Raw genomic sequence first — 14,558 nt, forward strand, 5'->3', positions numbered from 1 at the left:
ATCTTTTAATAAAGTAGGGTTTATCCCGATAATGATTGAATAATAACAAGTTATTTATACAAAATGGTTGCAATTATTGTGAAACTGTTATACATTTTGCAACAGGTATCTAAAACTATATATAAGAGAAATAAATCGTTAAAAGTAGTGATTATCTACACTGATATCAATTCTATACCTATGTGAATGAAAGTGTAAACGTTTCCGTTTCACTTGGATCATAAACATTCCAAGGTGCTATAAACAGTGATTATTTCCCTCTTTAAGGAGGCTAATTGGATGGCAGATTATTTAGTAATAGTAGAGTCGCCGGCAAAGGCGAAAACAATTGAGCGTTATTTAGGAAAAAAATATAAGGTCAGGGCTTCAATGGGCCACGTCAGAGACTTACCGAAAAGTCAAATGGGCGTTGATGTAGAAAACGAATTTGAGCCTAAGTATATAACGATACGAGGTAAAGGCCCTGTATTAAAAGAATTGAAAACAGCAGCCAAAAAAGTCAAAAAAATCTTCCTCGCGGCTGACCCCGACAGGGAAGGAGAAGCAATTGCCTGGCATTTGGCTCACAGCCTTGCCATGGACACCACTTCCGAATGTCGTGTGGTATTTAATGAGATTACGAAGGATGCGATTAAAGAGTCCTTTAAGCATCCACGCGCGATCAATATGGATTTAGTCGATGCTCAACAGGCACGCAGGATTTTAGATCGATTAGTGGGTTACAACATCAGCCCGCTCCTTTGGAAGAAAGTTAAAAAGGGTCTAAGTGCAGGGAGAGTACAATCTGTCGCACTAAGATTAATTATTGACCGGGAAAATGAAATCAAAAGCTTTACTCCAGAAGAGTACTGGTCAATAGAAGCTGAATTCACAAAAGGGAACGATACATTCCAGGCATCTTTTTACGGAATGGACGGTAAGAAGGTTGATCTGAAGACCGAAGAAGATGTGAAAGAAGTGCTTGGTAAAGTAAAAGGGAAGTCCTTTGAAATTAATAAAGTAACAAAAAAGGAAAGAAAACGAAATCCTGCTCCGCCATTTACAACTTCTTCACTACAGCAGGAAGCAGCAAGAAAATTAAACTTCCGTGCAAAGAAAACGATGATGCTTGCCCAACAATTATATGAAGGAATTGAGATGGGGAAAGAAGGCACGGTTGGTTTTATTACTTATATGAGAACTGACTCGACTCGTATTTCTGAAGTGGCTCAAAAAGAAGCGAACGAATACATCGTTAATAAATATGGGAATGATTTCGTTAAGCAGGCTGAGCGTAAAGAGAAAAAACAACAAAAATCTCAAGATGCCCACGAAGCCGTCCGTCCAACCAGTACATTAAGGGATCCGGCTTCAGTGAAAGAATATCTTTCAAGAGATCAATACAGACTTTATAAATTGATTTGGGAACGATTTGTAGCAAGTGAAATGTCACCGGCCATTATGGATACGATGAGTGTGGATATCGTAAATGGTTCCGTCATGTTTAGAGCAACCGGCTCTAAAGTGAAGTTTCCAGGCTTTATGAAAGTGTATGTTGAAGGATCGGATGATCAGAAAGAGGAAAAAGACAATCTTCTACCAGCCTTGGAAGAAAACGATAAAGTGAAAAGTGAAAGCATTGATCCAAATCAGCATTTCACTCAACCACCACCAAGGTATACCGAAGCAAGGCTCGTCAAGACGCTGGAAGAACTGGGTATTGGCCGTCCCTCCACTTATGCTCCGACTCTTGATACAATTCAACGAAGAGGCTATGTAACATTGGATAATAAGCGTTTCATTCCGACTGAACTGGGGGAAATCGTTTTAGAATTGGTGAGAGAGTTCTTCCCGGATATCATTGACGTCGAGTTTACGGCAAACATGGAGCGCAGCCTGGATGATATTGAAGACGGCAATGTGAAGTGGGAAAGAATCATCGATCGCTTTTATCAGGATTTTGAAAAACATTTGGAAAAAGCGGAAAATGAAATGGAAAAAATCGAAATCCGCGATGAACCTGCCGGTGAAGATTGTGAAGAATGCGGACATCCAATGGTATTCAAAATGGGTCGATATGGAAAGTTCATGGCTTGCAGTAATTTTCCAGACTGTAGAAATACTAAGCCAATCGTCAAGGAAATCGGTGTGAAATGTCCAAAATGTGAAAAAGGCAATATCATCGAACGAAAAAGCAAGAAAAAGCGTATTTTCTACGGTTGTGACCAATATCCTGAGTGTGACTTCTTATCATGGGATAAGCCGATCGAACGGAAATGTCCGAAGTGTTCAGAATTGCTCGTAGAGAAAAAACTTAAAAAAGGTAATCAAATTCAATGTACTAGTTGTGATTATAAAGAAGAAACTCAGAAGTAGTGTAAGTATCCTGTTCGTCTGAACAATAAAAAAGATTGATTGTTGAACAATGAACTTATACAATGTAACAAGGGACTGTCCCAACAGGTGATTTCTCTATTACCTGATGGGTCAGCCCTTTTCTGTTTGCATTTAATTAAAAAGACAAATTCATAATATGCTTTTGTCTTTTTTATCATTGTGCATTGGTGTACAATACAATGTGGTTAAGATGAAGGATTGATTTCCAGGAGGTTTATATAGATGGCAGTAAATGTTATTGGAGCAGGGTTAGCGGGAAGTGAAGCCGCTTGGCAGATTGCTAAGAGGGGAATAAAGGTTAACCTTTTTGAAATGAGACCGGTACGTCAGACACCTGCCCATCATACAGATAAATTTGCAGAGCTTGTGTGCAGCAACTCGCTTAGAGCGAATACATTAACCAATGCTGTTGGTTTATTAAAAGAGGAAATGCGGCACTTAGATTCCGTCATCATGTCAGCAGCCGATGCCTGTTCTGTTCCTGCAGGAGGAGCATTGGCCGTGGATCGTCACGAATTTGCAGCCCATGTCACTGATAAAGTGAAGAATCACCCGAATGTCATGGTATATAATGAAGAGGTCACGGATTTACCTGAAGGAATCACCATTATAGCAACAGGACCACTTACAAGTGAGAATCTTTCAGAGAAAATCAGAAAAGTAACGGGAGAAGAACATTTATATTTCTACGACGCAGCTGCACCAATCATTGAGAAAGATTCCATTGATATGGACAAAGTGTATTTGAAATCCCGGTATGACAAAGGGGAAGCGGCATACTTAAATTGTCCGATGACAGAAAGTGAGTTCAATCGTTTCTACGAAGCCCTTATATCAGCTGAAACGGTGCCTTTAAAAGAGTTTGAAAAAGAGATTTTCTTTGAAGGGTGCATGCCGATAGAAGTGATGGCATCCAGAGGAAAGAAAACCATGTTATTTGGTCCTTTAAAACCGGTGGGATTAGAAGACCCTAAAACAGGTAAACGACCATATGCTGTTGTTCAATTAAGACAAGATGATGCAGCAGGAACACTTTACAATATTGTGGGCTTTCAAACCCATTTAAAGTGGGGTCCGCAAAAAGAAGTGCTTCAATTGATTCCTGGACTTGAGAATGCGGAAATTGTCCGTTATGGGGTGATGCACAGAAATACCTTCGTCAACTCCCCCAATGTTCTAAAGGATACCTATCAACTAAAAGACCATGAGAACCTGTTTTTTGCCGGGCAAATGACTGGAGTGGAAGGTTATGTGGAATCTGCTGCCAGCGGGCTGATCGCGGGAATCAATGCAGCGAAATTGGCTGTAGGTGAATCACCCGTGGTGTTCCCTCATGAAACAGCGATTGGAAGTATGGCAAGATATATTACGACGGCCAACAAGAACAACTTCCAACCGATGAATGCTAATTTCGGTTTACTCCCTGATTCGCCCAAAAAGGTAAAAGGCAAAAAAGAGCGTAATGAGCAACATGCCAACCGGGCATTAGAAACAATTCAGAACTTTGTGAAAAAAGTGTAAAATTCATTGCAAGGGCAGCTGGGTTGTGTTACTATTTAGTAGCCCTTGTGAGGTGTTGAAAATGAGAAATCAATTATATGAACAATTACAATCCTTTACTGAATATATACAAATAGAAAAGCATTATTCTGCTCATACTTTTGAACAATATCGTCATGATATTGAAGAGTTCTACGTATTTATGAAAGAACAAGGTTTAAGTTCATTAAAAGATGTCGAGTATTCTGATGCGAGACTTTTTTTAACTAAGCTGCATGATCATGGTTTAATGAGATCTTCCATTTCTAGGAAGGTATCCAGTTTAAGAAGTTTTTACCGCTATTTAAATCGGGAAAAGCAGCTTACCGATAATCCATTTTCCTTTGTGAATCTTCCTAAAAAAGAACAGCGATTGCCTAAATTTTTTTATGAGGAAGAAATACAAGCATTGTTAGAAGCGTGCGGAGGAGACAAGCCTTTAGACATTCGCAACCGGGCCATCTTTGAACTTCTTTATGCTACGGGTATCCGCGTAAGTGAATGCACAAGCATACAGCTGAAGGACATCGATTTAGGGCTTTCTACAATCCTTGTTAAAGGTAAGGGTAACAAAGAGAGATATGTGCCATTTGGAAGCTTTGCTCACGATGCCATAGAACAATACATAACAGAGTCCCGCCCTAAGTTAATGAAGAATCAAACCCATATCCAATTGTTGGTCAATCATCGTGGCGGAGCATTAACCCAAAGAGGGATACGTCTTATCTTAAATAAGATTATCGAGAAGGCTTCCCTGACCGGAAAAATCCACCCCCATATGTTAAGACATACGTTCGCCACGCATTTACTTAATAATGGTGCCGATTTAAGAACGGTTCAGGAACTTCTGGGACACTCACAGTTATCATCAACTCAAGTATATACTCATGTATCGAAGGATCAGTTGAGAAAAACATATTTAGCACATCATCCACGTGCTTAAGAAGAGTTGGAGGTCAGGACATGGAACAATTCCACGCAACCACTATTTTTGCCGTCCAGCATAAAGGCAAATGTGCGATGTCAGGGGACGGACAGGTGACATTTGGCAATGCAGTTGTAATGAAGCATACAGCAAAAAAAGTACGGAAGCTATTTAATGGCAAAGTATTAGCAGGTTTTGCCGGTTCAGTTGCCGATGCATTCACACTATCAGAAAAGTTCGAAGGGAAACTTCAGGAATTTAATGGGAATCTTCCGAGGGCTGCTGTTGAGTTAGCTAAAGAGTGGAGAAGCGACAAAGTGTTAAGAAAGCTTGAAGCGATGTTGATTGTGATGGATGAAAATCACTTGCTGCTAATTTCCGGGACTGGAGAAGTCATTGAACCGGATGACGGGATTTTAGCCATTGGATCAGGTGGTAATTATGCACTATCTGCTGGAAGAGCTTTAAAACAATACGCAGGTGACCATTTATCTGCCAGGGAAATCGCCCAGTCTTCCTTACAAATCGCTGCTGATATATGTGTATATACGAATAACCAGATTATTGTTGAAGAGCTATAAACATTATTCATCAGGTTGAAATTTTTATATACTTTTACACTATAGGGAAAGTAAGGAGTGTGCCATTTGATGAAGAGTACTGATCACTTAACTCCAAGACAAATTGTTGAACGTCTCGATCAATATATTGTAGGACAAAAAGATGCAAAGAGAGCGGTCGCTGTCGCTTTGCGAAATCGATATCGCCGTAGCCTTCTTTCTGATGTATTAAAGGATGAAGTGATTCCAAAGAACATATTAATGATGGGACCAACCGGGGTCGGGAAAACAGAGATTGCCAGAAGAATTGCGAAGCTTGTCAGGGCTCCTTTTGTAAAAGTAGAGGCTACTAAGTTTACTGAAGTCGGTTATGTTGGGCGTGATGTGGAATCTATGGTGAGAGATTTAGTCGAAACGTCTGTCCGCCTGGTGAAAGAGGAGAAAATGGTAGGGGTTCGTGAAAGAGCAGCTGAAAATGCTAACCGCCGCTTAGTGGAACTCGTTGTACCATCCAAGAAAAAGTCCACCTCTTATAAAAACCCATTTGAAATGATCTTTGGTGGTAGTCAGTCTCAGGGCACTTCTGACGAAGAGGAAGAAAAGCAGGAAGAGATTTCCCTTCAAGAGCAAAGGCGCATAGTGGAAACAAGACTTCAAAATGGTGAACTTGAAGAGGAGTTCATCACGATTGAAGTAGAAGAGCAGCAACCCTCCATGTTCGATATGCTTCAAGGCTCCGGTATGGAACAAATGGGCATGAATATGCAGGATGCTATGAGCAACTTCATGCCAAAGAAAAAGAAAAAACGTAAATTAAAGGTGAAAGAAGCAAGAGTCGTTCTTACAAATGAGGAAGCTCAAAAGCTTATTGATATGGATGAAGTTACCCAGGAGGCAGTTGTGCGTGCAGAACAATCAGGAATCATCTTTATCGATGAGATTGATAAAATAGCAAGCAAGAGCTCTGGCCAATCTTCAGCCGATGTTTCGAGAGAAGGGGTTCAGCGTGACATCCTTCCTATTGTAGAGGGATCTACGATTGTCACAAAGCATGGTTCGGTGAAAACAGATCACGTGCTTTTCATTGCCGCAGGTGCCTTTCACATGAGTAAACCATCTGATCTGATTCCGGAATTACAAGGACGTTTTCCAATCAGAGTGGAACTACAGAAGCTATCTACAGAAGACTTTGTACGTATACTCATTGAACCTGATAACGCAATCATTAAACAATATATCGCTTTAATGGAAACAGAAGGTATACAAATTGAATTTTCTGACGATGCTATTCGTAGACTTGCTGAAATTGCCTATGATGTAAACCAGAACACGGATAATATAGGAGCGAGAAGACTTCACACCATTATGGAAAAACTTCTCGAGGATCTTTCCTTTGAAGCTCCTGATATTACATTGGAAACGATTAATATCACACCAAAGTACGTGGATGATAAGTTAGGCGCCATAGCTAAGAATAAGGATCTGAGTCAGTTTATTCTATAAGTTTTCACCTTCATTCTATTGGGTAAAGATAGATGAATCAATCAGAATACAAAATTAAATAATAGATACACTTAAGTTGTAGTAGGAGGAAATGTAATGAATTTATTAGGTAAAACAAGAACCATTAACGCTATGCTGCAAAAAGCAGCGGGTAAACCAGTTAACTTTAAAGAAATGTCAGAAACACTTAGCAAGGTCATTGAAACAAATGTATTCGTTGTAAGTCGCCGAGGGAAATTGCTTGGCTACGCCATTAATCAGCAAATTGAAAATGAGCGAATGAAACAAATGCTTGCTGATCGCCAATTCCCTGAGGAGTATACTCAAAACCTGTTTAATGTTCAAGAGACTTCTCCAAACCTGGATGTTAACAGTGAATATACTGCTTTCCCTGTTGAAAATAGAGAATTCTTCAAAAATGGGTTAACGACAATCGTTCCTATTATTGGTGGGGGTGAAAGACTGGGTACATTAATTCTTGCCCGTCTTGAAGCAAGCTTTGAAGATGATGATCTGATCATGGGTGAATATGGTGCAACAGTAGTAGGAATGGAAATTCTTCGTGAAAAAGCGGAAGAAATCGAAGTGGAAGCTAGAAGCAAGGCTGTCGTGCAGATGGCAATCAGTTCTTTATCATACAGTGAGCTTGAAGCGATTGAGCATATCTTTGAAGAGTTAGATGGTAATGAAGGCCTTCTGGTTGCTTCTAAAATTGCCGATAGAGTGGGTATTACCCGTTCAGTAATCGTCAATGCCCTTCGTAAATTAGAAAGTGCGGGAGTAATTGAGTCTCGTTCCCTGGGAATGAAAGGTACTTACATTAAAGTATTAAACAATAAATTCTTAGTTGAGTTAGATAAGCTTCGTACAAATTAATCCAAAAAGAGCTGTTCCCTGTTAAATGGGGAACAGCTTTTTTTTTGGTTATTTTAATGCTCGCTTCTGAAGGCATGCTCCGCTTTGTATCGTAGAGGCTCGAGTTAATAAGCCAATCACACCAAAAAGTCATAGGGCGCCTTTCCGGTGTCCTTAACTTATGCTTGTCGCTTCTGGGCAAAGCCCCTCCGCTTTTGTATTATCCAGCTCTGGGGCTTAGAGGCTCGAGGTCATAAGTCAATGCCACCCAAAAGGCAAAGGGCGCCTTTCTAGTGTCCTTAACTTATGCTTATCGCCTCTGGGCAAAGCCCCTCCGCTTTTGTAGACGGAAATGTCTGATTGTTTAGGGAAAATAAGCCGAATGGACTATTGGTAATCTTTCATAAGGTATTGTCATATATGGCACGAATAGTACAATAAAGTTACAACAATGTTACGACTATTTTCGACAGTTTGATAAAAAAAGATGGCAGAGTGAGTAATATAATGACATTCACCTCTTGAAAGGTGATATTTTCGTGTGTAAAAGAATGATAAAAGGTGAACCCCCCATCTTGAACCCACATAAAGTCGGATTTCATTCTTATGATAGCGAATCAGAAAGTTATATGTATATGTAACATACATGTAATAAAATTAGAAAAATTCACATTAAATTGGTAAAATATCCTTGGTAATTTAAGGGTTAAATATAGATTAAAAGTCACGAATTCTTTGAATAACGCCCTCATTCTAGAAAATTTACGGAATATTCGTAGACACTAATCTTGCTAAACATTACAATAAATACTGTTGCATGCTAAATTTGTAAAAAATAGTAGTATCTTGTCAAAAAAACGGATAGAGGTGCCTTAAGTGAAATTATTTTCCAACACTTTCACCACTCTGGAAAGAGGACTGAATTACGCCTCGTTAAATCAAAAAGTGATTTCTCAAAATATCGCAAATGTCGATACTCCAAATTATAAAGCTAAAGAAGTGGAATTTAAGACAATGCTGGACCAGTCAGTTCAACAAATGGATGCCAAAAAAACGGATCAACGACATTTCAGTTTTCAGTCAAGTAGTCAACATCCAGCGGTTAAAACAAAAACAGCTTATCAATATAATCACAATGGAAATGGTGTCGATTTAGATCAGGAAATGTCAGAAATGGCTTCGAATCAAATCTATTTTAATGCCTTAACCGATCGAATTAATGGTAAGTTTAACAGTCTTCAATCGGTTGTAAGGGGAGGTAAATAATCATGGCGATATTTACAGGTATGAATACAACAGCATCCGCCCTTACTGCCCAACGCTTAAGAATGGATGTCATTTCATCAAACATGGCGAATGCAGACACAACAAGAGGAGAAATGGTGGGGGGAGAATGGCAGCCATATAAGAGAAAATCTGTTGTGATGACCCCAAAGGAAAATCAATTTTCTTCATTTTTAAATAAAGCCATGCATACAAGGGACAATCCCACTGTTGGAAGCGGCGTAAAGGTTTCCAGAATCGAAGAAGATGACGAAACACCATTTAAAATGGTGTACGATCCAGAACATCCTGATGCGAATGGCGAAGGATATGTGCAGCTGCCCAACGTAGATCCATTACGAGAAATGGTTGACCTCATATCGGCGACTCGTTCGTATGAAGCAAACGTTACTGTGTTTAATGCGAATAAAGCGATGTTAATGAAATCATTGGAAATCGGTAAATAGAAAGAGGTTATAGATCTATGGCAATACATAATATAGGTTCGATTAATCCTGGAATTATTAGTCCGTCAATTGCAAAAAAAAATGTCTCTCCTTCAGAAGCTACGGAGAATTTCAGTCAATTACTTAAACAGTCCATTGACGAAGTGAATTCCATGCAAGTTCATTCAGATCACATGACTGACAAGCTTGTACGGGGAGAAAATGTTGATCTTCATCAAGTGATGATCGCTTCACAAAAGGGAAGCATCACATTACAAACGACCATGGAAGTACGAAACAAAGTAGTAGAAGCCTACCAAGAAATAATGAGAATGCCAATGTAGTAGACTCATTCAGTCATGTACCGGAGGATTGTAATGAATGATTCGTTTAAGAAATATACAGAACAGATAAAGTCTTATTGGGCAAGCAGAACAAAAAAACAGAAAATAAGTATGGGAGCAACCTTTCTGATAACAGTCATTTTGATTAGTGTTGTGAGCTTTTTTGCAACTAGAACGACTCTTGTCCCCCTATACAGTAATTTATCACCTTCAGAAACCGGCACGATAAAAGAAAATCTTGATGGTAGAGGAATCCCCTCGGAGATTTCCGATGGTGGATCAACCATCATGGTTCCTAAAGAACAAGTAGATACATTGAAGGTTGAATTGGCTGCAGAAGGTATTCCTAACTCGGGCAGTATTGATTACTCCTTTTTTAGTCAAAATGCCGGGTTTGGTATGACTGATAATGAATTTAATGTGTTGAAGCTGGATGCGATGCAAACAGAACTTGCTCAACTCATGAAAGGAATCGAAGGAGTACAGGATGCTAAAGTCATGATCAATCTCCCAGAAAAGCAGGTGTTCTTAAGTGATGATATACAACAAGCATCAGCTTCGATTGTATTAAATACAAATCCAGGTTTCACTTTTGATCAAAAGCAGATTAAATCACTTTACCATCTGGTATCCAAAAGTGTTCCTGATCTCCCTACAGAGAATATCGTCATCATGAATCAATTTTTTGAGTATTTTGACTTGGAATCCCAAAATAATTCAATGGGTGGAGGCAACTTTGCTCAACAAATGGATGTAAAGAAAGAAATTGAACGGGATATACAACGTCAAGTTCAGAATATGTTAGGCACACTGATTGGATTTAACAAAGTGGTTGTATCGGTTACAACTGATATAGACTTTACCCAGGAAAACCGTGAAGAAAACCTTGTTACACCAGTGGATGAAGAAAACATGGAAGGAATAGCCGTAAGTGCACAACGAATTACAGAAACCTTCTCGGGTGAAGGAGCAAACCCGGGTGGGACACCTGGAGCCGGTGATGCTAATGAGCCAACAAATACTGGTGATACTTATGGTTCCGGTTCAGAATCAAACGGTGATTATGAACGAATGGAGGAAACGATTAACAATGAAGTCAATCGTATCCGTAAAGAAGTAGTTGAGAGCCCATATAAAATAAGGGACCTTGGGATTCAGGTTATGGTGGAACCGCCAAATCCTGAAGAGATAAATTCCCTGCCACAAGACAGGGTGGATGATATCCGCCAAGTATTATCGACCATTGTAAGAACTTCCATTGATAAGGAAGCCAATCCTGAATTGACAGACGAAGCAATAGAAGACAAAGTGATCGTCTCGGTTCAACCATTTAAAGGAAAAGTCGATATGGCATCTGAAGAAAAATCTGTTCTTCCCTGGTGGACCTATGTGGTTGGAGGAATACTTCTTATTGTCATTCTACTTTTAGTATTCTTCCTGATTCGCTCCAGAAAGAAAGAAAAAACAGAAGAAATGGTGTACGAAGAAACAAGGGAACCTGTCCATATACCGGAAATCGAGCCTAAAGAAGAAACAGAAGGTACGATTCGCCGGAAACAACTTGAAAAAATGGCCAAAGAAAAGCCTGAAGAATTTGCAAAATTATTACGGACCTGGTTATCAGAGGATTAGGAGGGATGAATGTGGTTAGAAGAGAGAAAGACTTAACGGGAAAACAGAAAGCAGCCATCCTCCTGATCTCTCTTGGTCCTGATGTATCCGCATCAGTATACAAGCATTTGTCAGAAGAAGAAATCGAGAAGTTAACGTTAGAGATTTCCGGAGTCAAAAAGGTGGAGACTGAAGCGAAAGAGGAAATCTTAGAAGAATTTCACCATATCGCCATCGCTCAAGATTATATCTCCCAGGGTGGGATTGGCTATGCCAAAACAGTATTAGAAAAAGCACTCGGATCAGACCAAGCATTGGCGATCATTAACCGTTTAACTTCATCTTTACAAGTAAAGCCTTTTGACTTTGCACGGAGAGCCGATGCTGCTCAAATTCTCAACTTTATACAAAACGAGCACCCTCAAACCATTGCATTAATTCTATCTTATCTTGAACCACAGCAAGCAGGCCAAATTCTTTCTGAACTTCCTCAAGAAGTTCAAGCAGATATTGCCAGGAGAATCGCGATCATGGATGGAACTTCTCCGGAAGTGATAAGTGAAGTGGAAGCAATCCTTGAAAGAAAGCTTTCGGCTACTGTGACCCAGGATTATACGCAGACGGGTGGAGTCGAGGCAGTAGTCGAAGTGCTGAATGGGGTAGATCGTTCTACGGAGAAGACCATTCTGGATGCATTGGAAATACAAGATCCTGAATTAGCTGAAGAAATCAAGAAGAGAATGTTTGTGTTTGAAGACATTGTCACCCTTGATGGACGTTCCATTCAACGTGTCATTCGCGATTGTGCTAACGAAGATCTGCTGCTGTCCCTCAAAGTATCAAGTGATGAGGTGAAAGAAGTGGTATTTAGAAATATGTCTAATCGCATGGTGGAAACCCTAAAAGAGGAAATGGAATTCATGGGGCCGGTTCGATTACGGGATGTAGAAGAAGCACAGTCACGGATTGTAGCAGTGATAAGAAGGTTAGAGGATTCCGGTGAAATCATCATAGCCCGTGGTGGAGGAGACGATATTATTGTCTAGAATCATTAAATCCTCCATTGCTCGAACCATTGATGAAAACAAAAAACTGATATCCCTTAAAAGGGTTAAAACACTGGAAGACTTCAATCAACATGAAGACAACGACCTTGAAAAGAACAGAGTGGCCGAGGGAAATCACATTATCAATAAAGCGAATGAGAAAGCAACTCGAATAATCGAAGAAGCGAAAGAGATGACTCTCCATGCTCAAAGTCAAATTGAACGCGAGAAAGAAAAATGGCTGGTTGAGCGCGAGCAACTCATGCAAGAGGCCTATAATGCCGGATTTCTTCAAGGCGAAGAAGAGGGTAGAAACAAAGGTTATCAAGAATATCAACAGCGATTAATGGAAGCCAATGAAATGACCGAAAGAAATAAGCAGCAGTATCAAGACTATATTCAAAATGCTGAGAAGGTCATTGTCAGCTTAGGGATTACATGTGCTGAGAAAATCATGAATCGGAAACTTCAGGAAGAACCCGATCATTTCTTTTCGATCGTGGAACGGGGATTAAAGGAGGTAAGGGATCTGCCTCATATTCAAGTTCATGTTCATCCGTCCAGGCATAAGCTTTTAGTTGAAAACAAAGATGAGCTTGAAGTCATGTTCCCAACGGATGTTCAATGCTTTATTTATGCCAATGATGATCTTCAACCTGAGGAATGTTACATAGAAACCAATCAGGGACGTGTCATTGTGAGTGTGGACTCCCAATTAAGAGAGTTAAAACATAAACTTCTACATTTTCTGGAAGGTGATGTTGAATGAAAGCAGCAGATCTCATTCAACATATCCCCCAGATTCCAACTTTCAAAAAGTTTGGAAAGGTAAAACGGGTTGTAGGGTTAATGATCGAATCTCAAGGGCCCGAAAGTTCTGTAGGTGAAGTCTGTCACATTCATATTTTCTCCCGTGGCAAACAAAAAGTGATTCTGGCAGAAGTGGTAGGGTTTAATGATGATTTAGTGATCCTCATGCCTTATACCAATATGCAGGATATTTCTCCCGGCAGTTTAGTAGAAGGGACGTCAAAGTCATTAGAAATCAAAATTGGACCATCCTTAATAGGGAAGGTGATAGATTCCCTGGGACATCCACTTGATGGAAGTCACTTACCGAATGGCTTAAGTACGACATATACAGAGCAAGATCCTCCCAATCCTTTATCAAGACCACCCATTAACGAAAAAATGGAGGTTGGTGTAAAAGCTATCGACAGCATGCTGACTGTAGGTAAAGGCCAAAGGGTCGGTATATTTGCTGGGAGTGGGGTAGGAAAAAGCACACTGCTTGGAATGATTGCCCGAAACACGAAAGCGGATTTAAATGTAATTGCGTTAATCGGTGAGCGGGGCAGGGAAGTAAGGGAATTTATTGAAAGAGATTTAGGAGAAGAAGGATTAAAGCGAACGATTGTAGTGGCAGCCACGTCTGATCAACCTGCACTAATGAGGATTAAAGGAGCCTTTACGGCTACTGCCATTGCGGAATATTTCAGGGATAAAGGAATGAACGTCATGCTCATGATGGATTCCGCGACACGTGTAGCGATGGCTCAGAGGGAAATCGGATTGGCGGTCGGTGAACCACCGACCACTAAAGGGTATACGCCATCTGTATTTGCTATTTTACCGAAACTATTAGAAAGAACAGGAACTAATGTACTCGGGAGCATTACAGCATTTTACACCGTGTTGGTAGATGGTGATGATTTAAATGAGCCTATTTCTGACACGGTCAGGGGGATATTGGATGGTCATATTGTGCTTGACCGTCAAATCGCAAATAGAGGTCAATATCCGGCTATCAATATTTTGAAAAGTGTGAGCAGGTTAATGAATCATCTGGCATCTAAGGAACATTTACATGCCGCTACGAGAATAAGAGAGTTATTAAGTACTTATATGAACTCTGAGGATCTTATCCAAATTGGTGCTTATAAAAAGGGTACTTCCCGTGAGGTTGATGAAGCCATCCAATACTATCCAGGTATCATCTCCTTCTTGAAACAGGGAGTATACGAACAGGTTTCTCTCCCTGCAAGTGTTGATGAACTTATAAAGCTATCGGAAAAAGGTGGATGAATCGA

Annotated in this window: 13 protein-coding genes; all 13 read left to right on the forward strand. The window is 40.0% G+C overall.

From position 1 onward, the window contains the following. The first annotated feature begins 279 nt into the window (after positions 1 to 279). Positions 280 to 2,355 (forward strand): type I DNA topoisomerase, encoded by a 2,076-nt coding sequence (gene topA, locus ACOSV2_RS03025; protein ID WP_428973865.1) that lies wholly within the window; start codon positions 280 to 282, stop codon positions 2,353 to 2,355. Between the two features lie 243 nt (positions 2,356 to 2,598). Further along, entirely contained in the window at positions 2,599 to 3,897 is a 1,299-nt protein-coding gene (gene trmFO, locus ACOSV2_RS03030) for an FADH(2)-oxidizing methylenetetrahydrofolate--tRNA-(uracil(54)-C(5))-methyltransferase TrmFO (RefSeq protein WP_428973866.1), read from the forward strand. Between the two features lie 61 nt (positions 3,898 to 3,958). Beyond that, on the forward strand, positions 3,959 to 4,858 hold the full coding sequence (xerC, locus tag ACOSV2_RS03035; protein WP_428973867.1) for a tyrosine recombinase XerC: 900 nt from the start codon (positions 3,959 to 3,961) through the stop codon (positions 4,856 to 4,858). 20 nt (positions 4,859 to 4,878) lie between these two features. After that, complete coding sequence (gene hslV, locus ACOSV2_RS03040; protein WP_397551714.1) at positions 4,879 to 5,421, forward strand: ATP-dependent protease subunit HslV; 543 nt, start codon at positions 4,879 to 4,881, stop codon at positions 5,419 to 5,421. Between the two features lie 69 nt (positions 5,422 to 5,490). Next, the gene (hslU, locus tag ACOSV2_RS03045) at positions 5,491 to 6,903 is read left to right on the forward strand and encodes an HslU--HslV peptidase ATPase subunit (RefSeq protein ID WP_428974273.1); all 1,413 of its coding nucleotides are present in this window, start codon (positions 5,491 to 5,493) and stop codon (positions 6,901 to 6,903) included. Positions 6,904 to 6,999: 96 nt separating this feature from the next. After that, positions 7,000 to 7,779, forward strand: a complete 780-nt coding sequence (codY, locus tag ACOSV2_RS03050; protein ID WP_113968229.1) for a GTP-sensing pleiotropic transcriptional regulator CodY — start codon at positions 7,000 to 7,002, stop codon at positions 7,777 to 7,779. 855 nt (positions 7,780 to 8,634) lie between these two features. Next, positions 8,635 to 9,024: a flagellar basal body rod protein FlgB gene (flgB, locus tag ACOSV2_RS03055; protein ID WP_428973868.1), complete on the forward strand. Its 390-nt coding sequence runs from the start codon at positions 8,635 to 8,637 to the stop codon at positions 9,022 to 9,024. Positions 9,025 to 9,026: 2 nt separating this feature from the next. Further along, complete coding sequence (flgC, locus tag ACOSV2_RS03060) at positions 9,027 to 9,488, forward strand: flagellar basal body rod protein FlgC (RefSeq protein WP_428973869.1); 462 nt, start codon at positions 9,027 to 9,029, stop codon at positions 9,486 to 9,488. Between the two features lie 17 nt (positions 9,489 to 9,505). Then, positions 9,506 to 9,811 (forward strand): flagellar hook-basal body complex protein FliE, encoded by a 306-nt coding sequence (gene fliE / locus ACOSV2_RS03065; protein WP_428973870.1) that lies wholly within the window; start codon positions 9,506 to 9,508, stop codon positions 9,809 to 9,811. 33 nt (positions 9,812 to 9,844) lie between these two features. Next, on the forward strand, positions 9,845 to 11,443 hold the full coding sequence (gene fliF, locus ACOSV2_RS03070) for a flagellar basal-body MS-ring/collar protein FliF (protein WP_428973871.1): 1,599 nt from the start codon (positions 9,845 to 9,847) through the stop codon (positions 11,441 to 11,443). Positions 11,444 to 11,448: 5 nt separating this feature from the next. Then, positions 11,449 to 12,468, forward strand: a complete 1,020-nt coding sequence (gene fliG / locus ACOSV2_RS03075; protein WP_428973872.1) for a flagellar motor switch protein FliG — start codon at positions 11,449 to 11,451, stop codon at positions 12,466 to 12,468. Further along, positions 12,461 to 13,237 carry a flagellar assembly protein FliH gene (gene fliH / locus ACOSV2_RS03080; RefSeq protein ID WP_428973873.1) on the forward strand — a complete coding sequence of 259 codons (777 nt, stop codon included), beginning with the start codon at positions 12,461 to 12,463 and terminating at the stop codon, positions 13,235 to 13,237. Before fliG ends, fliH begins: the two co-directional genes overlap by 8 nt. Beyond that, a complete protein-coding gene (gene fliI / locus ACOSV2_RS03085; protein ID WP_428973874.1) occupies positions 13,234 to 14,553 on the forward strand; it encodes a flagellar protein export ATPase FliI in 1,320 nt (439 codons plus the stop codon). The genes fliH and fliI overlap by 4 nt, the downstream gene beginning before the upstream one ends. The last annotated feature ends 5 nt before the right edge of the window (positions 14,554 to 14,558 follow it).

Source organism: Rossellomorea sp. DUT-2 (assembly GCF_052665285.1).

Excerpts from the sequence above, each read along its gene's own strand:
- hslV (WP_397551714.1), top strand. The coding sequence starts at position 4,879 with ATGGAACAATTCCACGCAACCACTATTTTTGCCGTCCAGCATAAAGGC.
- hslU (WP_428974273.1), top strand. The coding sequence starts at position 5,491 with ATGAAGAGTACTGATCACTTAACTCCAAGACAAATTGTTGAACGTCTC.
- codY (WP_113968229.1), top strand. The coding sequence starts at position 7,000 with ATGAATTTATTAGGTAAAACAAGAACCATTAACGCTATGCTGCAAAAA.
- fliI (WP_428973874.1), top strand. The coding sequence starts at position 13,234 with ATGAAAGCAGCAGATCTCATTCAACATATCCCCCAGATTCCAACTTTC.
- flgC (WP_428973869.1), top strand. The coding sequence starts at position 9,027 with ATGGCGATATTTACAGGTATGAATACAACAGCATCCGCCCTTACTGCC.
- xerC (WP_428973867.1), top strand. The coding sequence starts at position 3,959 with ATGAGAAATCAATTATATGAACAATTACAATCCTTTACTGAATATATA.
- trmFO (WP_428973866.1), top strand. The coding sequence starts at position 2,599 with ATGGCAGTAAATGTTATTGGAGCAGGGTTAGCGGGAAGTGAAGCCGCT.
- fliG (WP_428973872.1), top strand. The coding sequence starts at position 11,449 with ATGAATGTGGTTAGAAGAGAGAAAGACTTAACGGGAAAACAGAAAGCA.
- fliE (WP_428973870.1), top strand. The coding sequence starts at position 9,506 with ATGGCAATACATAATATAGGTTCGATTAATCCTGGAATTATTAGTCCG.
- topA (WP_428973865.1), top strand. The coding sequence starts at position 280 with ATGGCAGATTATTTAGTAATAGTAGAGTCGCCGGCAAAGGCGAAAACA.
- fliF (WP_428973871.1), top strand. The coding sequence starts at position 9,845 with ATGAATGATTCGTTTAAGAAATATACAGAACAGATAAAGTCTTATTGG.